Here is a 21,215-nt window from a genome sequence, read left to right on the forward strand (position 1 = left end):
GACCGTGACTCAATAAAGGCATATCGTTCCCTACATGAGTCTTCCAGTTACAGATACCTCAGCACCTGCCGCGGATACTCGCCACGTCGGCACACTGATCATCGGCAGTGGTTTCGCCGGTCTCGGTGCGGCGATCAAACTGGCACAGGCCGGCATCACCGACTACGTCGTTCTCGAGCGCGGCAACGACGTCGGCGGGACCTGGCGTGACAACAGCTACCCGGGCGCCGCGTGTGACGTGCCGTCGCATTTGTACTCGTACTCTTTTGCACTCAATCCGGAGTGGACGCGCTCCTTCTCCACTCAGCCCGAGATCTACAAGTACATCCAGTCGGTGGCCAACCGCCACAAGGTGCTCGACAAGCACATCTTCGACTGCGACGTTCTCTCCGCACGCTGGGACGAGGCGTCTGCTCGGTGGCACGTCAGCACCAACAAGGGCGAATTCGTCGCAAAGATCGTCGTCTCGGCCGTCGGCGCATTGTGTGAGCCTTCACTTCCGGACATCAAGGGCATCGACGGCTTCAAGGGCGAGATCTTCCACTCCTCGCGTTGGAACCACGACGCCGATCTGACCGGCAAGCGTGTGGCCGTCATCGGAACCGGCGCCTCGGCCATCCAGATCGTGCCGGCCATCGGCAAGAAGGTCTCGCATCTCGACGTGTACCAGCGCACGGCGCCGTGGATCCTGCCCCGCGCAGACCGCGAGTACACCAAGATCGAGCACCTCGCGTTCAAGTACCTCCCCGGCTTCCAGAAGTTGTGCCGCACCGGTATCTACTGGATGCGAGAGACGCAGGTCGTCGGCCTGGCCAAGGCGCCGGTCTTCATGAAGCCGTTGCAGTTCGCCGCCGAGCGTCACCTGAAGGCCCAGATCAAGGACAAGGATCTTCGCAAGAAGGTCATGCCCAACTTCCAGATCGGCTGCAAGCGCATGCTGATCTCGAACAACTACTTCCCCACCCTCGCCCAGGACAATGTCGACCTGGTGACCGAAGGCATCGAGGAGGTCACCGCCAACGGGATCGTCTCGAAGACCGGCACCACCCGTGAGATCGATGCCATCGTCGTGGCGACCGGATTCCACGTCACCGACTCCCCCACCTTCGCGGGAATCTTCGGCAAGGACGGACGCTCGCTCGCCGAGGTCTTCGAAGAGACCGGCATGCAGGGATACAAGGGCGCGGCAGTTGCCAACTTCCCCAACATGTTCTTCCTCGTCGGACCCAACACCGGCCTCGGACATTCGTCGATGGTCTTCATGATCGAGTCGCAGATCAACTACCTGGTCGACGCGATCGCCACCATCGACAAGTACGACATCGGCACCATCGAGGTGCGCAAGGACAAGCAGGACAAGTACAACAAGGACCTGCAGGCAGCTATGTCCAAGAGCGTGTGGAACAACGGCGGTTGCGCCAGCTGGTACATGGACAAGCACGGAAACAACACCACCCTGTGGCCTGGCTTCACCTTCCAGTTCCGCAACGCCACCAAGCATTTCGACCTCGCGGCATACCGCAGCGTCGCCACCTCGGATCTCGGCGCCGTCGGCACCGCGACCACTTCACAGATCGACCTCGACGACGAGAAGGCAGTAGCACAATGAGTGATTTTGCAGGCAAGGTCGTAGTCATCACCGGAGCGGGATCGGGCATCGGTCGCGCACTAGCGCTGAACCTGGCCGGCCAGGGCGCCAAGTTGGCAATCTCCGACGTGGACACCATCGGGCTCGCCGAGACAACGCGTCTGGTGGAAGCCATCGGCGCCGAGGTGAAGTCGGACCATCTCGACGTCACCCAGCGCGAAGCGGTTCTCGAGTACGCCGACGCGGTTGTCGCCCATTTCGGCAAGGTCAACCAGATCTACAACAACGCCGGAATCGCCTACCACGGCACTTTCGAGAAGTCCGAATTCAAGGACTTCGAACGTGTCATGGACGTCGACTTCTGGGGAGTTGTCAACGGCACCAAGGCATTCCTCCCCCACGTCATCGCCTCCGGCGACGGGCACATCGTGAACGTGTCGAGCCTCTTCGGTCTGCTGTCGATGCCGGGTCAGAGCGCATACAACTCGGCCAAGTTCGCCGTTCGCGGTTTCACCGAGTCGCTTCGCCAGGAAATGCTGATCGCCAAGCACCCGGTGAAGGTGACCTGTGTGCACCCGGGCGGAATCAAGACCGCCATCGCACGCAACGCCACCGCAGGCCCGGGTGAAGATCTTGCGGTCTTCTCCGAGTTCTTCGACCGCAAGCTCGCGCGCACCACTCCGGAAGATGCCGCCAAGACGATCGTCAACGGCGTTCGCAAGAGCAAGCCGCGAGTTCTCATCGGGATGGACGCAATCGCACTCGACGCCTGGGTTCGCCTCGTAGGATCGGGCTACCAGCGCATCGTCGCGATCGTCGCCGGCCGAATGATGCCCAAGTCCAGCTGAGTTCGTTTCACAGCGCAGTTCGTTTCACAGCGCAGTTCGCATATAGAGTCAGGAGCCCTGCCGGTGAGCACGTTCACCCTTCCGCTGCCCGTGGTCGCATTCTTGTTGAAGCCGTACTTCCGTCTGGCTTTCAACTCGCGGCTGCCGTATCGGATTCAACGTCTGTTGCTCGAGGCCGGGGCACCGCTACAGCAGGTTCCAGCGGGCGCCGTCGTGCGCCCGCTGGAGCTGGCTTGCCGACCGGCAGAGAAGATCACCGTCGGCGCAACCGAGCGCCCCACCGCAGTTCTCTACCTGCATGGCGGGGCGTACACGCTGGGTTCGCTGTCCACACACCGTTCTCTCGCAGCTCATCTCGCCCGTGAGTCGTCCAGTGCGGTCTTCACCTTGGACTACCGTCTCGCGCCGGAGAATCCGTATCCCGCCGCTCTCGACGACGCGGTCTCAGCCTTCATGCAGTTGGTCACCGAGTTCGACTATTCGGAAGACCGCGTTGCCATCGCCGGCGATTCGGCCGGTGGCGGCCTGGCCGCGGCGACCGCTATCCGTCTGATCGAGCGTCACGGCGTGACCCCCGGCGCGCTTGCCCTGATCTCACCGTGGGTCGATCCCGGCGATCGGAGTGCTACCAAAAAGGCCGACCTGGTGGTCAACACAGCGTGGTCCTTCGACGCCGCCGACGCCTACCTTGCCGGAGGCGACCGTACTGATCCCGGCTACGCACCGATGCATGGCAAGCTCGACGGGTTGCCACCCACCAGGATTCACGTCGGTTCCGAGGAAGTCCTCTACCCGCAGATCATGACGTTCACCGACAAGCTCTCCGCTGCCGGCGTCGACGTGTCCCTGGTGGAGTACGCGCGACTGTGGCACGTGGCTCACGCACAGGCGTCACTGGTGAAGGAAGCAGCAGACGCCGTTTCCGACCTCGGCCAGTTCATCGCATCGAAACTGATTCGTGCCAAGGATGATTCGAGTTCAGCAGTGGGCTCGAACAGTCACTGACGGGTGTCCCACCAGGTGCGGGCGACTTCCGAGGCTGACGCCTTGCCGGTCCGCACCTGCTCGATCATTGCGGCGAGATCGGTGGTGGACAGTTCACCGGCAACGACGCTGAGCGCCTTGACAGCCGAATCTCCCAGTGCGCCCGCTCGAAAGAGCGGAACGACATTCTGCGCAGCCAGAACGTGATTCGAATCAGCGAGCACTGTGACGGCATCGGATTGTGCCAACGCCGACAGCGTCGTGGTTCCGAATACTTGTGCACCGGGTACGTCTGCCGGCGTTGCCTGATCGACACCGGCGAAGACACACTCGGCGCCCTCGGCCAACTGTTCCACTGCCCCGTCCTCGACGAATCTCGCGGAGACGAGCGGCCTCGCCGCGGCACACGAAGGAGCAAAGGCTTCTATCGTCTTCGCTCCCAACGACTGTGCGTATCCGGTGTCGAGTGCGAGGACCGCACGATCTTCGGCCATCGCATAGTCGGAGACCGAAAGACCCTCAGGCAGAGAGCGACTCAAGGCTTCGAAGACGTCGTCGGCCTTGCGGGCCGGGGATGACGGGTCGTAGTGATCGAGCAGCGCGCCAGTGAACTCGGGCACCAAAGTGACTCGCGCTGCGTCCAGAGCCTCGAGTGATTGGTTTCGGCCACCACCCACCGATTCGACGCGAGCCGACAGGCCGGAGGAGGAGAGCACCGTCGAATACACCTCGGCCAACACCGAACTCTCCACCGATGCGTCAGCAGCCACCACGATCTGGTCACGAGACTCCGCTTCGGCACCCTCTACCACCGAATCACCGTTTGCGCATCCGCTGAGAATCGGCAGGACCATCAGTGCTGCAACAACAGTCGAATACTTCGTGCGTGTGCTCTTCACCGAAATCCTCACATCCAATCCCATGGATCGAAAACCGTGCCATGTCGGTACCTATCGTTACACTTGTCGGGCGATGCGCGGTAACCAGTCCTGACGCAGCCACTCGGTGGCGGCGCCGTCGAAGTCACTCGGGTGGCTTCGCCACAAGGGAATGGTTTCCGACGCCCGAAACACGGGACGCCCGAAAAACCGGAAGGACGCTCATGCGCACCTCACGATTTCGTTCCAACCGTTGGCTCGTAGCCGCGGCAACCGTTGTCTCTCTGACTGCACTGACAGCGTGCGGTAGCAGCGACGGCGACTCCAACAGCGATCCCAACGCGATCGTCGTCGGCTCCGCCAACTTCACCGAGTCCGAGACGATCGCCAACATCTACGCCGAAGCACTGCGTGTCAACGGGTTCGATGTGTCCACGTCGTTCAACGTCGGCAGCCGTGAGGCGTACATTCCGGCGCTCAAGGACGGGTCCATCAGCGTCATTCCGGATTACACGGGAAACCTCCTGCAGTACTTGGATCCCGACAGCACAGCCACCAGCTCCGCTGACGTCCTCGCTGCCCTTCCCGCAGCTCTCGGGTCGGAATTGGCGATTGCGACACCCGCGTCCGCCGAGGACAAGGACGCCGTCGTCGTCACCAAGGAAACCGCGGACAAGTGGAACCTGAAGACGATCGCCGATCTGGCTCCGCATTCCGCCGAGGTCAAGTTCGGTGCTCCGGCCGAGTTCCAGGAACGTCCAGCCGGATTGCCCGGTTTGAAGTCCAACTACGGCCTCGACATCTCGGCTGCCAACTTCGTTCCGATCGCCGACGGCGGTGGACCGGCAACCGTGAAGGCTCTCTCGTCCGGTGACATCACAGCGGCAAACATCTTCACGACGTCGGCCTCCATCCCGGAAAACAACTTCGTGGTTCTCGAAGACCCGAAGAACAATTTCCCGGCTCAGAACGTGGTGCCGGTGCTGCGTGCCTCGAAGTCTTCCGACAAGTTGAAGACGGTCCTCGATGCGGTGTCCGCCAAGCTCACCACCGAAGAATTGTTGGCACTCAACGTCCAGGTGTCCGGCGACACGAAGACGGAGCCGGCAGCGGCGGCCAAGGCGTGGGTGACGGCGCAGGGCCTCGACAAGCCGGTCTCGTAGTCACGTGATCACCTTCGAGGGTGTCACCAAGCAGTATCCGGACGGCACCACCGCCGTCGACCGTCTCGATCTCACCATCGAGGCCGAGTCGTTCACGGTGTTCGTGGGGCCCTCCGGGTGCGGCAAGACGACGTCGATGCGCATGATCAACCGGATGATCACACCGACGTCGGGCAAGATCTTCGTCGACGGTCGTGACATCGCCCAGACCGACGCGGTGAAACTGCGCCTCGGCATCGGGTATGTCATTCAGAATGCCGGCCTGCTTCCCCACCGCACCGTGATCGACAACGTCGCAACGGTTCCGGTGCTACGCGGTGAGTCCCGCCGCGCCGCACGTAAAGCCGCGTTGGGTGTGCTCGAACGAGTCGGACTGGACATTTCACTTGCCACTCGCTATCCCGGGCAACTCTCGGGTGGGCAGCAGCAACGTGTGGGAGTTGCCCGCGCTTTGGCAGCCGATCCGCCGATCCTGTTGATGGACGAGCCCTTCAGTGCCGTCGATCCTGTGGTGCGTGAGGATTTGCAGACCGAAATGCTCCGTCTGCAAAGCGAACTGAAGAAGACGATCGTCTTTGTCACCCACGACATCGACGAAGCAGTCAAACTCGGCGATCATATTGCCGTCTTCGGTCCCGGTGGGCGTCTTCAGCAGGTGGCGGCGCCTCGCGACGTGTTGGCCGCTCCGGCAACAGATTTTGTCGCCGGATTCGTCGGACGCGATCGCGGCTATCGGGGATTGTCGTTCCGCGCTGCCGACGAGGTTCCTCTTCACCCGGTCCGTACGGCCGTCGAGAACGAATTGAAGGCTCTGCGTCTCGAATTGGGCGAATGGGTTCTCGTGGTCACGGACAGCGGAAGCCCCCAGGGATGGATCGACGTGACCGGCGTCGAAGGTCTGCGCTCGGGACGCACCCTTGCTCAGTCGACGTCGGCCGGTGGTTCGCTGTTCTCCCCCGGCGGCGATCTCCGTCAAGCACTCGACGCGGCAATCTCGTCGCCTTCCGGTATCGGCGTTGCGGTCGACGGCGAGGGTTCGGTCATCGGCGGGATCCTCGGTTCCGAAGTCGTTGCGAAATTGGCAGATCAGCGTCGACGCGAGGACGAGGAACGCAACCGAGTCGCCTTCACCGAGGGATTCGGGGCGTAGCGGCATGCGCTGGCTCATCGACAATTTCTCGACGGTTGTGGACTACTCGAAGACCCATCTGTATCTGGCGCTGCTGCCCTTGCTGATCGGTCTCCTGATTGCCGTGCCGGTAGGAACAGCGATCCGCAACGTCCGGTGGCTGCGCCGAATCACGTTGACCCTGGCGAGCATCGCGTTCACGATTCCGTCGCTCGCGCTGTTCGTGACAATCCCCCAGTTGTTCGGTCTCAAGACCCTTGATCCGCTCAACGTGGTGATCGCACTCAGCGTGTACGCGACGGCACTGCTCATCCGGGCTGTGCCCGAAGCACTCGACTCGGTGCCGGACAACGTCATCGACGCCTCCACCGCCGTCGGGTTCACGCCACTACGACGCGCCCTGACGGTCGAGTTGCCGTTGGCGCTGCCGGTGATGATCGCGAACATCAGAGTTATTGCCGTTACCAACATTTCGCTGGTTTCGGTCGGATCACTGATCGGAATCGGCGGTCTGGGAGTTCTGTTCAAACAGGGCTACGACCGTGACTACCCGGATCAGATCGTTGCCGGCATCATCGCGATCGTCGTGCTGGCACTGGCGCTCGATCTGATCCTGTATCTGATCGGCCGATTCCTGACCCCGTGGACCAGGACGTCGCGCTCGTCGAAGGTTCCGGCCGTCCTGTCAGCCGAGGGGGAACCCGTATGAGCATCTTCACCGGAGCCTGGGACTTCATCGTCGATCCCGGAAACTGGAGCGGCGACACCGGTATCGGCACCCGCATTCTCCAGCACCTGTGGTACAGCGTTCTGGCCGTGGCACTTTCGGCCGTGATCGCGGTACCGATCGGATTGATCATCGGGCATCTGCGCCGCGGTGAGATCGTGGTCGTCAGTCTGGTCAACGCACTGCGGTCACTGCCCACACTCGGCCTGCTGACCTTCCTCGTTCTGCTCATGGGACTCGGAGTCATGCCGCCGATTCTCGCGCTCGTGATCCTCGGCATTCCTCCGCTCCTCGCCGGCACGTACGCCGGAATCGCCAGCGTCGACCGTGGCGTCGTCGAGGCCGCGCGGGCGATGGGCATGACCGAGCTCCAGGTGCTCTTCCGAGTCGAGATTCCCAACGCGCTCCCGCTGATTCTCGGCGGCCTGCGCAACGCGACGCTGCAGGTGATAGCCACAGCGACCGTCGCCGCCTACGTCAACCTCGGTGGCCTCGGCCGCTACATCTTCGACGGTCTCGCGCTCTACAAGTACGACCGCGTGGTCGTCGGCGCAATCCTGGTCGCGGTTGTGGCTCTTGTCGTCGACGGTTTACTGGCAGTGGTCGTCTGGGCTTCTGTTCCCGGTACCGGCAGGCTGCGTCGAACACCTGACCTCGCCCGTCTGTAGCTCGGATACCCACGAAAAAGCCCCGATCGGAACCTTGTGTGCGGGTTCCGATCGGGGCTTTCGTAGTCCCTCTTAGCTGGTCACGCCCTCAGCATGCGCTGCGGCCGCGACGGCTTCCGCTACTGCGGGTGCCACGCGAGGGTCGAGTGGGCTGGGGACGATTTTGTCCGCTGCCAACTCGTCGCCGACCACCGACAGGATTGCCTCGGCGGCAGCGAGCTTCATACCTTCGGTGATGCGACGGGCGCCGGCGTCGAGCGCGCCCTTGAAGACACCGGGGAAGGCGAGAACGTTGTTGATCTGGTTCGGGAAATCGCTACGGCCCGTCGCCACGATCGCCGCGTACTTCGACGCGGTTTCGGGGTGAATCTCCGGGTCCGGGTTGGAGAGTGCGAATACGATCGACTCGGGAGCCATCGAAGCGATGAGCTCCTCGGGGATCTTGCCCGCCGAGACACCGAGGAAGACGTCGGCACCTTCGAGCGCCTCGATGGCACCACCGTGCAGGTCGCGCGGATTGGTGCGGGCCGCGAGTTCTGCCTTCACCTCGTTGAGGTCACTGCGCTCACCCGAGATGATGCCCTTCGAGTCCAGCACGATGACGTCGGCGATTCCCGCGGCGAGCAGGATGTTCGCGCAGGCAACACCAGCAGCACCGGCGCCGGAGATGACGACCTTGAGTGCGGTGATGTCGCGGCTCTGGACCTTCACTGCGCCCTTGAGCGCCGCGAGGACCACGATCGCGGTTCCGTGCTGATCGTCGTGCATGACAGGGCAGTCGAGAGCTTCGATGACGCGCTTCTCGATCTCGAAGCAACGCGGCGCCGAGATGTCCTCGAGGTTGACCGCGCCGAAGCTCGGACGCAGACGGATGAGCGTCTCGACGATCTCGTCGGGATCCTTGGTATCGAGAACCAGCGGAATGGAGTTCAGTCCGGCGAAGTTCTTGAACAGTGCCGATTTGCCCTCCATGACGGGCAGCGACGCGCGGGGGCCGATGTCGCCGAGCCCGAGAACCGCGGTGCCGTCACTGACCACGACGACGAGTCGGTTGGTCCAGGTGTATCGATCGGCAAGGGTTTCGTCGGCAGCGATGGCGCGGCTCACCTGAGCAACACCCGGCGTATAGGCGATCGAGAGGGCGCGCTGCGTATCGAGCGGCGCGGTGGTCTCGACCGAGAGCTTGCCACCGACGTGAGCGGCAAAGATTTCTTCGTCGGTCAGCTCGACCTTGGGTACGTTGATGGCTTCAGTCACGAGGGACACGATGACACTCCTGATTAGTCCAGCCTCATTCGGGGCTGGGTTACTGGGAAGTAATCCTTCGGACCGGTGCAAAATCACGTTCACAACGGTCAGAGATCATTTCTTCCGCGAACGACTACTGAGAAGAAGAGCATTCGGCGTGCGCGAGAAAGTGGGCCGCAATACATCCGAAGCGTCATGGTGTGGGGCGGGTGAGCCCTGGCGTATCCATGCAATCTAGGTTCCGGGAGAGATTCTGACGAAACCTGCACTTCGGGGCCGGGCTGTGGCGCCGCCTCGAAGTAACTCCAGTTTGCCACCAGAGTCGGATCACAATCAAATCCTCCAAGCGGTCGGATTCCTCACCACACTCGAAACCGAGCCGTCATCCCCACCCAGTCATCCTCACCGTGTCATCCCCACCACTGCGTCACCAACAACAGCCCCGCCACCACGAGCACGATCACCGATCCGGCAACCGCCGCGATACCCCGCCTACGGTCACACCAGATCTGCGCAGCAAGAGCAACCACCGAGGCCGCAATGTGCGCAGTGATCGATGTCGTTCCCGGCCCCGGGAATCCGCGGTTTCCGCCAAGATATGCCGAGCCGATGATCACGAGCGTCAAGACCACGATCCCGGCCGCCACGGTGCCGCTCAGGGCACGTAGAGCGCGGACCAGCAGCCATTGACGATTGTCGGCGGGATACTCGTCTTCGTACTGATAGTCCTGATAATCCTGGTACTGGTATTCGTCCTCGTACCTGTCGTACCGGTCGTCGTATGTCATCTCTTACGCTCCCGCGACGAATCCGCGGACTGATTCCGCAATGAGTTGAACCGCGATAGCGGCGAGCAGAAGACCCGCGATGCGTGCCAGCAGGCTGATGCCGCCCTCGCCCAGTATCCGGATCAGTGCCGTCGAGAACCGCAGGACCACGAACAGCACGAGGTGAATGGACAGAATCGCCAGCGCGATCGCCAGGTACGACGCCGCTTCACCGTCGGCTTGGGCGACAAAGACTATGACGGCTGCAATCGCACCGGGACCGGCCATCATCGGCGTTCCCAATGGAACGAGTGCGACGTTGACGTCGTCGGCTCCCTGCGGACGGTTGGAGGCCTTGCCGGTCAGCAGTTCGAGTGCGATGAGAAGCAGGAGTAGTCCGCCGGCGCCCTGCAAAGCCGGTATGCCGATGTGGAGGTAGTTGAGAATCGCCTGACCACCGATGGCAAAGACCGAGATGACCGCAAGCGAGACGGCCGGGGCCTGCCATGCCGCCCGATTGCGATCTTCACGGCTCTTGCGGCCGACCAGTGACAAGAACACCGGAATGACTCCGGGTGGATCCATGATCACGAACAGCGTGATGAACACGGTGAGGTAGAGCGTGGTGTCGAGCATCAGCGCCCCAGTACCTCCACGCCGGTGGCGGCAGAGACGAGTTTGTCGAACTCGGCCTCGTCCGTGAGCTCGTCGCCGAGTCCGATCGTCTTGTTCTCACCGTGATAATCCGAGGATCCGGTGACTGCCAGTCCGAGGTCGCCGGCCAGGCGCCTCAAGACGTCGCGATCGTCGCTGCGATGGTCCGGGTGATCGACTTCGAGACCCCCGAGACCCAGCGCCGCTAGATCACGGATGTGGTCGAGTGCAAGCAGTCCGCCGCGCGACCGCGCCCGTCCGTGCGCAAGGACGGTCACTCCCCCGGCCGCTGCCACCAGTTCGACGGCGTACTCGAGCGGAGTGTCGTACTTGGGCACGTCGTACCGCCCGCGACTGGACAACAGGTCGGAGAAGGCTTCGCTGATGCTCGACACCACGCCGGCTCGCATCAGGGCCGCTGCGACGTGCGGACGTCCGACAGACGGGCCGGCGTCGGCGAGGATCTGATCGGGATCGACAGGCAGACCGTCACGCGCCATCATCGTCGTCATCACCCGGATGCGTTCGACGCGTTCGGCGCGCAGTCGCTCACGTTCTTTGGCGAATTCGGGGTGCGTCGGATCGAACAGGTACGCCAGCAGATGAACAGCCACGGGCCAACCGCGCTCACCTCGACCTTCGCACGACATCTCCATCCCACGAACCAGGGCGACGCCGGCCGGTAAGGCGTGCGCGGCCTCGGCCCAGCCTGAAGTCGTGTCGTGATCGGTGATGGCGACGACGTCGAGTCGGGCGTCGGCTGCGGCACGCATGAGGGCAGCCGGGGTATCGGTGCCGTCCGATGCGTTGGAGTGGGTGTGAAGGTCTATTCGCACTGTTCCAGTGTGTCAGCAATCGGCAACTTCATCGCGCTCCGGTGGGCGAGCCGGAAGCTGACGTACGATTACGCCGCAGCGGCAGCGCAATTCGATCAGGTGTCGCTGCAGTGCCGTTCCACTGCACCACAGGTTCCACTGCATTACTGGTTCCACTGCATTACAGACCGAGAAGGAGCGAGCGTGCCAACCATGCCGTCACTGCCGAATTGGTCGAACGGCAAATCGACGCAAGCTGATGCGCCCAAGATCCCCGTTCCTGCTGCACGCGCGATCGTCGACTGCGCGGTTTACGTGGACGGCGTGCGGTTACCGGGCAAGTACACGCACCGCGCCGCGTTGGCCGAGGTTCGTAGTCGCGACAACGCGTTCGTCTGGGTGGGAATGCATGCACCCGACGAAGGTCAGATGCAAGATGTCGCAGCAACTTTCGGACTGCACGAGCTGATGGTCGAGGACGCCGTTCATGCACACGAGCGTCCGAAACTCGAACGCTACGACGACGTCATGTTCCTGGTGCTGCGCACGGTCGTCTACGTTCCGCACGAGTCCGTGGCGACGGCGAGCGAGATCGTCGAAACCGGTGAGATCATGGTGTTTGTCGGTCCTGACTTCGTGGTGACCGTCCGCCACGGGGATCACTCCGAACTGGCGAGCGTGCGCAAGTCACTCGAGCAGAACCCCGAGCGCCTCACCATGGGCCCGTTCGCGGTGTTGCACGCGATCACCGACCACGTCGTCGACAGCTATCTCTCCGTCATTCAGCTGGTCGAACAGGACGTCGACAGCATGGAAGAGTTGGTATTCAACCCGCGAAACACCGTTGCGGTCGAGCACATCTACCTGCTCAAACGTGAAATCGTCGAACTACGACGCTCGGTCACTCCACTCGGATTGCCACTGCTCCAACTCACCCAGCCCGCGGGCGGTCTCGTCCCGAAGGAGATCCGCCGGTACTTTCGTGACGTCCGCGATCACCACACGATCGTGTCCGAACGCATCTCGGAATACGACGAGGTGTTGAGTTCTCTGGTCGATGCCGCGCTGGCGAAGATCGCGGTGCAGCAGAACACCGACATGCGCAAGATCTCCGCGTGGGTCGCCATCGCCGCCGTGCCGACCGGCGTTGCCGGAATTTACGGAATGAACTTCGAGAACATGCCGGAACTCGGCTACAAATACGGCTATCAGTCCATCCTGTTTCTCATCGCTTCGGTATGCGTCGGCTTGTTCTTTCTCTTCCGTCGCAACAACTGGCTGTGAACAACTCCTTCTGACTCCCTGTACTTGCCACCGTCGCAGGCGGACAATGGATATGGGTACGCATTTTCATTCCGTTCCCGAAATCCATTTTGCGACAAGCAAATTCAGGCCCAAGGAGTAGTGGAGGAACAACCATGCCTACAGTCGAGCAATCCGTAGAGATCGCGTTGCCACCCAAAGACGTCTGGGAGTACCTGTCCGTCGCCGAGAATTGGCCCAACTGGGAAAACTCGATGGTCGAATGCACACAGATCACCGACGGCCCGATGGGCGTGGGAAGCCGCTGGCACGGCGTCTCGCGAATTCTGGGCAAGCGTCTCGAGTGGACATCCGAATTCACCGAGTACGACGCACCGAGATCGTCGAAATCGACGTCCGTCGAAAGTCCGGTCAGCTTCTCGCAAACCACAACCTGCGAAGAAGTCGGTGACGGCACTCGGGTCACCTACCGACTCGACAGCGAAAGCGGACTCGGCGGTGTATTCGGCAAGATGGCCGACCCGATCGTCACGAAAGCATTTTCACGGACGGTTCGGGTAAGTCTCGAGAACTTGGCAGACATCCTCGTGCACGCCGAATGATCTGACGGACGAAGCGCCAGCGCAGCTAGAGCGAGGCGGCGGAACGGTGCGGATCGCGGATGTCGATCCCCGCCTCGGTCCACGCTTCCCGCAGCGCCTCTGCGCCGCGCAGACGCACCCAGGCGGCTTCGGTACCGGTGAGGGGGACCACGCCGAGGAAGCGCACCGGATCGAACGGCTCCGGCAGCGTCAGGTCTTCGATCCCGCTGTCACCGAGAAGCACCGCCGTGAACGCGGTGTCCTTCCAGAGCGGCTCGCCCAGGTCCAGCAGCGCGTCTTCGAGCAGCACGACGCCTTCGACGGAGGGTGCGGCAGCCAGCACAGCGAGAGTCCTGGCCACACCCGACGCGATACCCGTTCCTCCGCGCAGGGTGAGCACCAACTCGGCGCGGGGTCCGCGCGTGGGGTCTGCGACCAGTTCGTTGGGGTCGCCCATCGGATGACGCGAGCAACCGAGGGTGATGTAGCGGACCAGGCCGTCGGGTGATTCGAAACGCAGCACGTCCAGCGGTTCGACACCCAGGAACGTCACCGAGGCAGCGGCGGGCTCCGGCCCCTCGATGCTGCTGACGAGATGGGCCCGGACGGAAGATACGACACTGTCTGACACTCGTCCATCTAAACACCGCGCCCTCGAGGTTCGCAGCGCAGATACCTCGCGCTGGCGGTAGCGTCGTCGAAATGGTCTCCGTTCTTGCTGTCAGCGACGAGACCGTCGAATACCTGTGGAGCAGTCAGGTTCGTTCGCTCGGAGTCGACGTGATCCTCGGTGCGGGCGATCTGCCGTTTGCCTATCTGGAGTACCTGTCGGATCAACTGAACGCGCCTTGCGTGTTCGTTCCCGGGAACCACGACGTCGATCTGTCCGGATACTCGAACAAGAAATCGGGTTGGATGCGGGCGGGCATGCCCGCGCAGTGGCCAGGGCCCACCGGCGCGGTCAACGCCGACGGACGCATCGTGACCGTCGCCGGTCTGCGGATCGCGGGTCTCGGCGGTTCCATCCGTTACAACACCGGCCCCAATCAGTGGTCCGAGCGCCAGCAGAGCCGACGCGCTCGCTCGCTCACCTGGCGAAACGCCTGGCAATCGCGGCTTTCCGGCAGCCGGGCGGGCGTGGATGTGCTGCTCACCCACAGCCCCGCCCGTGGCGTCGGCGACGCCGAGGATCGACCACATCGAGGGTTCGAATGCTTCACGCCGTTGATTCACAACCTCGATCCGACGGTCATGATTCACGGCCACATCCATCCGCACGGGCGAACACCTCTCGATCTGGAGGTGGGCCGGACTATCGTGCTCAATACCGTCGGCTTCACGCTGATGGAGATTTCCCCAGGTACTCCGCCGACGATCGTGAGGCGCCGACATGGCTCGTGACACCGGTTTTCCCACAGCCGACGCGGAAAACGACTTTGCTCGTCAGCGTCGACGCGCCGACGTGGCACGTCTGGTCAGTTGGCTACGACGCGAACCGGACGACGTCAACGCGATCCTGCCGTTCGACGAGGTTGTCGCCGCTCTCGGCAAGGTCGGCGAGAAGTCTCTGGGTCTGCAGGTCGTCACCATCGAATCGATCGTCGGAAGTGTCGACCGCACAGGCGATTTCGACAGGTACTTCCGGCCGACGTCAACTCACTCTCGTGCGCGTTGGGAACGGCTTGCCGTGGCGCAACGACGCGGCGAATCGGTTCCACCTGTCCAGTTGTATCGCGTCGGCTCCATGCACTTCGTGATCGACGGACACCACCGAGTGTCCATCGCGTGTGCGATGCACCAGAAAACCATCGACGCGTACGTCACCGAAATCATCACGCGTATCTCACCGGAAGGCATCACTCAGCGCGCCGATCTGCTCATCAAGGACCATCGCCGCCTCTTCCTCACCCGCGTTCCGCTACAGGGCTCTCAACGCGAAGCCGTACAAGTCACGGACCCGTGGGAGTACGCCGAACTCAGTGAGTGCGTGGAGGCCTGGGGTTTTCGCCTCATGCAGGAGAAGGGCGAGTTTCTCGGCCGGGACACCGTCGCCCGCCGCTGGTTCGGTGAGGAGTTTCTCCCCGTCGTGCGAATGCTGCGGGGCGCCGACATGCTGCCCGAGCACACCGATGCCGAGGCGTACCTGTGGATCGCACGGGAGCGGTACCGGTTGGTGCGGCGCCACATGTGGAACGACGAGATCGTGGCCGAACTGCGCGATCGAGCACCCCGAAAGCACAAGCCCGCTACGTAGATACAGTGAAGTGAACCTCGCGGTTCGGGATCTTCGGGTGCATGAACTTCAGCAACGAACGCGCTTCTTTCTCGATGGACGCGAGGGCGGTCTTCGGTTGCTGCGCAAACAGAGTCGCACCCAACTCGACCGTCTCCTTTTCCGGCGTCACCGTCGCAAATCCCACCACCTTCCCGCGCACCAGGATGGCGGGCTTGATGATGCCGTTCACGGTGAAGACGCGAGTTCGGTACTGCTCGTCCATGATTCGAGAGCGGTCGGCGTGCGAGAGCAAGATGTTGTCGAACGGTGCAAGTATGCGAACCGGGGGTGTTCCGGAGGTCGGTCGTGGCGCGTCCGGCAGGTCGAACACCTCGGCCCCATTCTCGTTGACAAAGGTGACCAAGCCGGGTCGTAGCCGCTCGAATACTTCGGCGAGTCTGGTCAGACCCGACCACGCTTGGGCGTCCTTCACGCTCGCGGGGCCGAACGCGGCCAGGTAACGCAGCACCAGTGTGTCGGGCACCGGAATCGAATCCACTTCTGCGCCCGGCCAATTCTCCAACGTCGTCAGCGCCGGTGCGCCGGATTGTCCCCACAACCCTCGCGGTGGAACCTGCACCATCGGCAACAGTCCGCGAACTCCGTGTGCCAACCCTTCTGGCGCGTGGCCGGGAAAACGCTCCGCCAGTAGAGGCCTCATCTGCATTTGGGTAAGCGGCCCGTCCGCTACGAGGTCCCGTCCCGCCTGCGCCAGAGCGTCGAGATCCAACCCGGTGAGCGCCGCACGCTGTGTGCTGTTGGTGTGGAGATCGCGTTCCATGATCGTCTGAACCGTCGCCCGGAAGGGGCCCGCATCCGCGGCCGCGAGAGCAAAAACCGTGCCCCGCATGGCAACCAGCCGCACCACCTGGCGCTTCTCCACAAGGGTGGAGAGGTCTTCTGCCGCAAAGTTCTTCAGCCGCGCCCACAGCGCCAGATAGGGAGGCGTCGGCGCCTGTGCTTGCAGACCCGCCAGGTGCTCGATCGCATCCAAGGCGCTGACATCGGCGCGTCTCAGGAGGAACTGCCTCGCCAGTGTCGCCAGGTTGAGCTCGCGGTCGGTTATCAGCGTCATCGACAACTCCTCAGCGATCGTGGTCGGATTCGGTGACGATCTGGAACGGTATCTCGACTCGCGCGAGGGTTCCGGACTCCTCACCCGGCCCGACCGAGAACGAGCCGCCCGCGGCAACCGCCCGCAGCTCGTGCGAGAGCAGCCCTATGTGGCCGGCAGCTCGTCGTTCGGCAATCCGATCGGCGCTGATCCCCCGACCGTCGTCCGAGACCACCAGCACCGCACGGTGGTCCAGTCGTGCGAGCTCGATCCGAACACTGTGCGCACCGGCATGTTTGACGACGTTGGCCAGCAGCTCTCGTGCGGCGCCGAACAGAACGTCGTCCGCGGACGTGCGCAGATCGTCGTTCCAGCCCGAAGTGTCGACGTCGACCACCACTCCGCCGCGTCCCTGCGCCGATCGCGCGAGGTCCCCGATTGCGCGGGCAAGACCCACGTGAACAAGGACAGTGGGATGCAACTCCGAGACGGAGGATCTCAGTAGCGTCGTCGCTTCACCGAGCGCTTTCGCGGCTCGCGCCAAGGCGACAGGTTCCGCACTGTCGGCCAATTCGTCGAGATCCATCCGCGCCGCTAGGACGTACTGCAGCGCCCCGTCGTGTAATTGCTCCGACAGTTCCGTGCGCTCACGCTGCTCGAGCCCCATGAGCTCGGCCAGAAGACTCGTTCGATGGCCGACGAGTTGTCCGATGGTCAGCACGCGTGATCGTTGAATCCGAGTCAATCCGACGGCGCCGGCGCCCACTCCGACCAATGCCATGGTGCTCAACAGAATCGATGGCCACGGCTCGGAGTTCGAAGTCATCGTTGCCCAACTGGAAACAAAGAACACACCGATCGTGCAGGCCACGACGCCGACACACACGTCGGTTCGCAGTTGTGTACACGCCAGGACCGGAATGACGAAGAGCCCGTTGCTCAGGATGTCGGCGGTCCAACTCTGCTCGGCTGCGAGACCGGTCAGCAGTGTCAAAGTTGCGAGCACAGCGAGGTCGACGAACAACCCGAGCCAGATCATCGTCACCGGGCCGGTGCCGCCCCTGCGGATCCACAAAGCCACCGCTGCCGACCAGAGGGCGTACGCGCCCAGGATGGCAAAACACCATCCCGCGTCGTTCATGGGCGGGACGAAGATCAATGTCAGGGCGATGAACAGCACCAGAGCGCCGCGCACCGCCAACTGGAGGTACGCACCACGGTATGCATGTTCGCGCAGTATCCGTTCGAGGTCCGGGCCGCCGGGTAGGTGTTCGGTTCGTACCGAGGATCCGTTCATGTGTCCTCCTGTGCCGCCCATCCCAGTTCCCTGTGAATGAGCTTCGCACACGAGATTTCACAATCAACCCGCAATACCGTGAAAGGCAGGTTCATCCCCCCACACAGTTCTCACAGGAGAGACCATGATTTTCACCGGAGAGTCCACGATTCGGACCCGAGCAGGTAAGCGTCGCATCGCCACTCGATTTGCCGTCGCCGGCGCCCTGGCCGCCGCACCGATAGCAGTGGTGACCGGGACAGCACAAGCCGCCCCGGCCACGACCCATCACGAACAGTTCGGCCTGCTGATCCCCCTGCCCGAGCCGACCGACGCCGCGCCCGGCCCGGAACAGGTACCGCTCCCCTGGGCCGCGACGTATTCGGTCACCTTGCCCGGGTAGAGGTTCACAGCAGCAGATTGGCTCCCGTACCGCCGTCGAACACCGCGATCTTGGCGGGGTCGAACCAGAGATCGATCGACCTGCCCTGGGACACCGTGGACTCGGACGAGAGCCTGGCAACCAGTTGACCGCCACCAGCGACAGCTGTTCCCGAATCTGCGGCGAGTTCCTCGAGTTCACGAGAATTGACGGCAGGACCACCGGCAAGGAAATACGCGTACTTGTCCGAACCCATCGACTCCAACACGTCGACGTCGACAGTGAACGTCCCGCCGTGCGGCGCCTGCGCGGCATCGACCAGTGCGACATCCTCGAAATGTTCCGGCCTGATCCCGACCACCACGTCTTTACCCGATCCACTGCCCGAAATCTTCGACTGCGCCGCCGCTGGTAGGCGAACGTCACCGATCGGCGTGCTCACACCCTCGGCAGTCAACTGCCCGGGGAAGAAGTTCATGGACGGGGACCCGATGAACCCCGCCACGAACAGATTGTTCGGACGGTCGTAAAGCTCCTGCGGCGCACCGATCTGTTGCACAATGCCGCCGCGCAGCACGACCACCCGATCGCCGAGCGTCATCGCCTCGGTCTGGTCGTGGGTCACGTAAATCGTTGTCGTACCGAGTCGCTGCTGTAGGCGGGCGATCTCCGTCCTCATCTGCACGCGCAGTTTGGCGTCCAGGTTGGAAAGCGGCTCGTCCATGAGAAACGCCTTCGGGCTGCGAACGATTGCGCGTCCCATCGCGACACGCTGACGCTGACCACCCGACAGGTTCGCCGGTTTGCGATCGAGATGCTGGGTGAGGTCCAGTACCCGCGCTGCGTCGTCGACCTTGGCATTGATCTCGTCCTTGGACATCTTCGCCAATGTCAGTGGGAACGCGATGTTCTGGCGCACCGTCATGTGCGGATACAGCGCATACGACTGGAACACCATCGCGATGTCGCGGTCCTTGGGGGCGCGTTCGTTGACACGCTCACCCGCAATCCTCAGTTCACCGGTCGAAATGTCTTCGAGCCCGGCAATCATGTTGAGGGTCGTGGATTTTCCACAACCGGACGGGCCCACGAGAATGATGAATTCTCCGTCGGCGATGGTGATGTCGACATCACTGACCGCCTTGGCTCCGTCCGGGTACAGCTTGGTCACCTTGTCCAGCACGATCTCGGCCACAGGCTTATCCCTTCACTGCGCCGGAAGTAAGCCCGGCCACGATACGACGTTGGAAGAACAGAACAAAGATGATGATCGGAATGGTGATGACCATTGCGGCCGCGGCGATGGACCCGGTGGGCTCCTCGAATTGTGAAGCGCCGGTGAAGTTCGCGATGGCCGCAGGGGCGGTGATGGAACGTTCGGTGGACGTCAGCGAAATCGCGAACAACAGATCGTTCCAGCAGAAGATGAACACCAGAATGCCCGCGGTGACGATGCCGGGCGCGGCGAGCGGAGCTACCACCTTCCGAAACGCCTGCCCGGGCGTCGCGCCGTCCATCTGCGCCGCCTTCTCGAGCTCCCACGGGATCTCCTTGAAGAACGCCGAGAGCGTGTAGATCGCCAACGGCAACGCAAAGGTGATGTACGGCAAAATGAGTCCAGCCCAGGTGTCGAAGAGTCCGAGGCGTCGTTCGATGTCGAACAGCGGGCTCACCAACGAAATCTGCGGGAACATCGCGATCAGCAGGGCAACGGCCACGAGCACCTTCTTGCCCGGAAAATCCAGGCGGGCAATGGCGTACGCCGCCATCGTTCCGATCACCACGGCGATGACCGTCGAGATGAGTCCGATGCCGATGGAGTTGATCAGTGCACTGGTGAAGGCGCTGGTGTCGAAGATCCCTCGGTAGTTGTCCAGGGTCCACTTCTCCGGAATGAACTTGCCGTCCTTGATGGTTCCGGCAGGTTTGAAGGACAGGCTGGCGATCCACAGAACAGGAACCAACGCGTACAGCAAGACCAGAAGGTTGACCACGGACCAGCTGATCTTGAGTCTGGGAGTCACGGTCATGTCAGCGTCCTTCCGTATCGGATCCGGGAGCCGAGGCACCGAAAAGTTTGATGAAGACGAACGCGATCAGGGCCACACACACGAAGATCAGCACACTGATCGCCGATCCGATGCCCAGGTTGAACGCCTTGAACAGGTTGTCGTAACCCAGGATCGACACCGACCCGGTGTCGTTCGCTCCCTTCGTCAGCACGTAGATGTTGTCGAAGATGCGGAACGCGTCGAGCGTGCGGAAGAGCAGTGCGACGAGGATGGCGGGCTTCATCAGCGGAAGGATGATGCGCACCAAGCGAGTCCACGCACCGGCGCCGTCGACCTGAGCCGCCTTGAGGAGGTCGTCCGGAACCAAAGCCAAACCGGCGAGCAGGAGCAGCGCCATGAACGGCGTCGTCTTCCACACCTCGGCAAGGACGATGATCGCGAGCGACGGGATCTGGTCGGTGAGCGGTGCACTGCCGTCGGGCAGGAGGTTGGCGAGGTAACCGGTACCCGGCGTCCACGCGTAGTACCAGCTGTACGCCGCAGCGACGGTGACGATGCCGTACGGGATGAGCACTACAGTGCGGACGAGGCCCTTACCCACGATCGTCCGGTGCATCACCAGCGCGATGGTCAGGCCCAGGACGAACTCGATGACGACCGAGACGACGGTGATCGACGTCGTCACGGCAAACGCCTGCCACCAGTAGCCGTCGGTCAGCACCGATACGTAATTGTCGAACCACACGAACTTTCGTTGGTCCGGGAAGCGCAGGTCGTACCTCTGCAAACTCAGCCACACTGCGTAGACCACGGGATACGCGGTCACTGCGATCATGAGTATCGCGGCCGGCGCCACCAACCACAGGCCGAGTCGACGCTCGGCCGCCTTTCCGTCCGACATCT

At 62.6% G+C, this 21,215-nt stretch carries 23 protein-coding genes; 12 read left to right on the forward strand and 11 right to left on the reverse strand.

Translation table 11 applies throughout. The features are described 5' to 3' along the window. Positions 1 to 34 precede the first annotated feature (34 nt). The 3 genes from ACFWEM_RS28905 to ACFWEM_RS28915 all read left to right on the forward strand — a co-directional run bounded on the left by ACFWEM_RS28905 (position 35) and on the right by ACFWEM_RS28915 (position 3,441). A complete protein-coding gene (locus tag ACFWEM_RS28905) occupies positions 35 to 1,609 on the forward strand; it encodes an NAD(P)/FAD-dependent oxidoreductase (RefSeq protein WP_003945071.1) in 1,575 nt (524 codons plus the stop codon). After that, complete coding sequence (locus tag ACFWEM_RS28910) at positions 1,606 to 2,436, forward strand: SDR family oxidoreductase (protein ID WP_007736128.1); 831 nt, start codon at positions 1,606 to 1,608, stop codon at positions 2,434 to 2,436. Before ACFWEM_RS28905 ends, ACFWEM_RS28910 begins: the two co-directional genes overlap by 4 nt. Positions 2,437 to 2,499: 63 nt before the next feature. Then, on the forward strand, positions 2,500 to 3,441 hold the full coding sequence (locus ACFWEM_RS28915; RefSeq protein ID WP_063316844.1) for an alpha/beta hydrolase fold domain-containing protein: 942 nt from the start codon (positions 2,500 to 2,502) through the stop codon (positions 3,439 to 3,441). On the opposite strand, the gene ACFWEM_RS28920 is transcribed toward ACFWEM_RS28915, so the two are convergent. Next, entirely contained in the window at positions 3,435 to 4,319 is an 885-nt protein-coding gene (locus ACFWEM_RS28920) for an ABC transporter substrate-binding protein (protein WP_030536932.1), read from the reverse strand. The genes ACFWEM_RS28915 and ACFWEM_RS28920 overlap by 7 nt on opposite strands. A 203-nt stretch (positions 4,320 to 4,522) precedes the next feature. Here ACFWEM_RS28920 and ACFWEM_RS28925 point away from each other — a divergent pair, with 203 nt between their 5' ends. The 4 genes from ACFWEM_RS28925 to ACFWEM_RS28940 are packed head-to-tail and all read left to right on the forward strand — an operon-like array spanning position 4,523 to position 7,985. Further along, positions 4,523 to 5,461, forward strand: a complete 939-nt coding sequence (locus ACFWEM_RS28925; protein WP_003945094.1) for an ABC transporter substrate-binding protein — start codon at positions 4,523 to 4,525, stop codon at positions 5,459 to 5,461. 4 nt (positions 5,462 to 5,465) lie between these two features. After that, positions 5,466 to 6,611, forward strand: a complete 1,146-nt coding sequence (locus ACFWEM_RS28930; RefSeq protein WP_230817417.1) for an ABC transporter ATP-binding protein — start codon at positions 5,466 to 5,468, stop codon at positions 6,609 to 6,611. Between the two features lie 4 nt (positions 6,612 to 6,615). Further along, complete coding sequence (locus tag ACFWEM_RS28935; RefSeq protein WP_378449059.1) at positions 6,616 to 7,299, forward strand: ABC transporter permease; 684 nt, start codon at positions 6,616 to 6,618, stop codon at positions 7,297 to 7,299. Next, positions 7,296 to 7,985 (forward strand): ABC transporter permease, encoded by a 690-nt coding sequence (locus ACFWEM_RS28940; protein ID WP_378539191.1) that lies wholly within the window; start codon positions 7,296 to 7,298, stop codon positions 7,983 to 7,985. Before ACFWEM_RS28935 ends, ACFWEM_RS28940 begins: the two co-directional genes overlap by 4 nt. Before the next feature lie 72 nt (positions 7,986 to 8,057). On the opposite strand, the gene ACFWEM_RS28945 is transcribed toward ACFWEM_RS28940, so the two are convergent. From ACFWEM_RS28945 to ACFWEM_RS28960, 4 genes are all read right to left on the reverse strand, one after another. Next, positions 8,058 to 9,251, reverse strand: a complete 1,194-nt coding sequence (locus ACFWEM_RS28945; RefSeq protein ID WP_230817414.1) for an NADP-dependent malic enzyme — start codon at positions 9,249 to 9,251, stop codon at positions 8,058 to 8,060. A 392-nt stretch (positions 9,252 to 9,643) separates the two neighbouring features. Next, positions 9,644 to 10,021, reverse strand: a complete 378-nt coding sequence (locus ACFWEM_RS28950) for a hypothetical protein (RefSeq protein ID WP_378539192.1) — start codon at positions 10,019 to 10,021, stop codon at positions 9,644 to 9,646. 3 nt (positions 10,022 to 10,024) lie between these two features. Then, positions 10,025 to 10,639 (reverse strand): MarC family protein, encoded by a 615-nt coding sequence (locus ACFWEM_RS28955; RefSeq protein WP_164490628.1) that lies wholly within the window; start codon positions 10,637 to 10,639, stop codon positions 10,025 to 10,027. After that, entirely contained in the window at positions 10,636 to 11,490 is an 855-nt protein-coding gene (locus tag ACFWEM_RS28960; RefSeq protein ID WP_378539193.1) for a PHP domain-containing protein, read from the reverse strand. The genes ACFWEM_RS28955 and ACFWEM_RS28960 overlap by 4 nt, the downstream gene beginning before the upstream one ends. Positions 11,491 to 11,682: 192 nt before the next feature. Between ACFWEM_RS28960 and ACFWEM_RS28965 the strand changes: the two genes are divergently transcribed. Both ACFWEM_RS28965 and ACFWEM_RS28970 read left to right on the forward strand, forming a co-directional pair. Next, complete coding sequence (locus ACFWEM_RS28965; RefSeq protein WP_003945070.1) at positions 11,683 to 12,753, forward strand: magnesium and cobalt transport protein CorA; 1,071 nt, start codon at positions 11,683 to 11,685, stop codon at positions 12,751 to 12,753. 134 nt (positions 12,754 to 12,887) lie between these two features. Beyond that, entirely contained in the window at positions 12,888 to 13,334 is a 447-nt protein-coding gene (locus ACFWEM_RS28970) for an SRPBCC family protein (RefSeq protein WP_378539194.1), read from the forward strand. Positions 13,335 to 13,359: 25 nt separating this feature from the next. Here ACFWEM_RS28970 and ACFWEM_RS28975 read toward each other — a convergent pair whose 3' ends face one another. Beyond that, entirely contained in the window at positions 13,360 to 13,944 is a 585-nt protein-coding gene (locus ACFWEM_RS28975) for a suppressor of fused domain protein (RefSeq protein WP_219466400.1), read from the reverse strand. 71 nt (positions 13,945 to 14,015) lie between these two features. On the opposite strand from ACFWEM_RS28975, the gene ACFWEM_RS28980 reads away from it, so the two are divergent. Both ACFWEM_RS28980 and ACFWEM_RS28985 read left to right on the forward strand, forming a co-directional pair. Next, complete coding sequence (locus ACFWEM_RS28980; protein WP_378539195.1) at positions 14,016 to 14,714, forward strand: metallophosphoesterase; 699 nt, start codon at positions 14,016 to 14,018, stop codon at positions 14,712 to 14,714. Continuing rightward, a complete protein-coding gene (locus ACFWEM_RS28985; protein ID WP_003945080.1) occupies positions 14,704 to 15,567 on the forward strand; it encodes a hypothetical protein in 864 nt (287 codons plus the stop codon). The genes ACFWEM_RS28980 and ACFWEM_RS28985 overlap by 11 nt, the downstream gene beginning before the upstream one ends. Here the strand turns inward: ACFWEM_RS28985 and ACFWEM_RS28990 are convergent. Further along, a complete protein-coding gene (locus ACFWEM_RS28990) occupies positions 15,560 to 16,663 on the reverse strand; it encodes a winged helix DNA-binding domain-containing protein (RefSeq protein WP_378539196.1) in 1,104 nt (367 codons plus the stop codon). The two genes, ACFWEM_RS28985 and ACFWEM_RS28990, sit on opposite strands and share 8 nt — an antisense overlap. A 10-nt stretch (positions 16,664 to 16,673) precedes the next feature. Next, entirely contained in the window at positions 16,674 to 17,939 is a 1,266-nt protein-coding gene (locus tag ACFWEM_RS28995; RefSeq protein WP_378539197.1) for a sensor histidine kinase, read from the reverse strand. A gap of 124 nt (positions 17,940 to 18,063) precedes the next feature. Here ACFWEM_RS28995 and ACFWEM_RS29000 point away from each other — a divergent pair, with 124 nt between their 5' ends. Next, complete coding sequence (locus ACFWEM_RS29000; RefSeq protein ID WP_378539198.1) at positions 18,064 to 18,321, forward strand: hypothetical protein; 258 nt, start codon at positions 18,064 to 18,066, stop codon at positions 18,319 to 18,321. A 4-nt stretch (positions 18,322 to 18,325) separates the two neighbouring features. On the opposite strand, the gene ACFWEM_RS29005 is transcribed toward ACFWEM_RS29000, so the two are convergent. The 3 genes from ACFWEM_RS29005 to ACFWEM_RS29015 are packed head-to-tail and all read right to left on the reverse strand — an operon-like array spanning position 18,326 to position 21,213. Continuing rightward, complete coding sequence (locus tag ACFWEM_RS29005; protein ID WP_378539199.1) at positions 18,326 to 19,495, reverse strand: ABC transporter ATP-binding protein; 1,170 nt, start codon at positions 19,493 to 19,495, stop codon at positions 18,326 to 18,328. Between the two features lie 4 nt (positions 19,496 to 19,499). Beyond that, positions 19,500 to 20,330, reverse strand: coding sequence for a carbohydrate ABC transporter permease (locus ACFWEM_RS29010; RefSeq protein WP_378449050.1), 831 nt, complete (start codon positions 20,328 to 20,330; stop codon positions 19,500 to 19,502). Position 20,331: 1 nt separating this feature from the next. After that, positions 20,332 to 21,213, reverse strand: a complete 882-nt coding sequence (locus tag ACFWEM_RS29015) for a carbohydrate ABC transporter permease (RefSeq protein WP_172436712.1) — start codon at positions 21,211 to 21,213, stop codon at positions 20,332 to 20,334. Positions 21,214 to 21,215: the final 2 nt, after the last annotated feature.

It is taken from the genome of Rhodococcus sp. NPDC060176 (genome assembly GCF_042728675.1).
In the GTDB taxonomy this organism is placed as follows: domain Bacteria; phylum Actinomycetota; class Actinomycetes; order Mycobacteriales; family Mycobacteriaceae; genus Rhodococcus_F.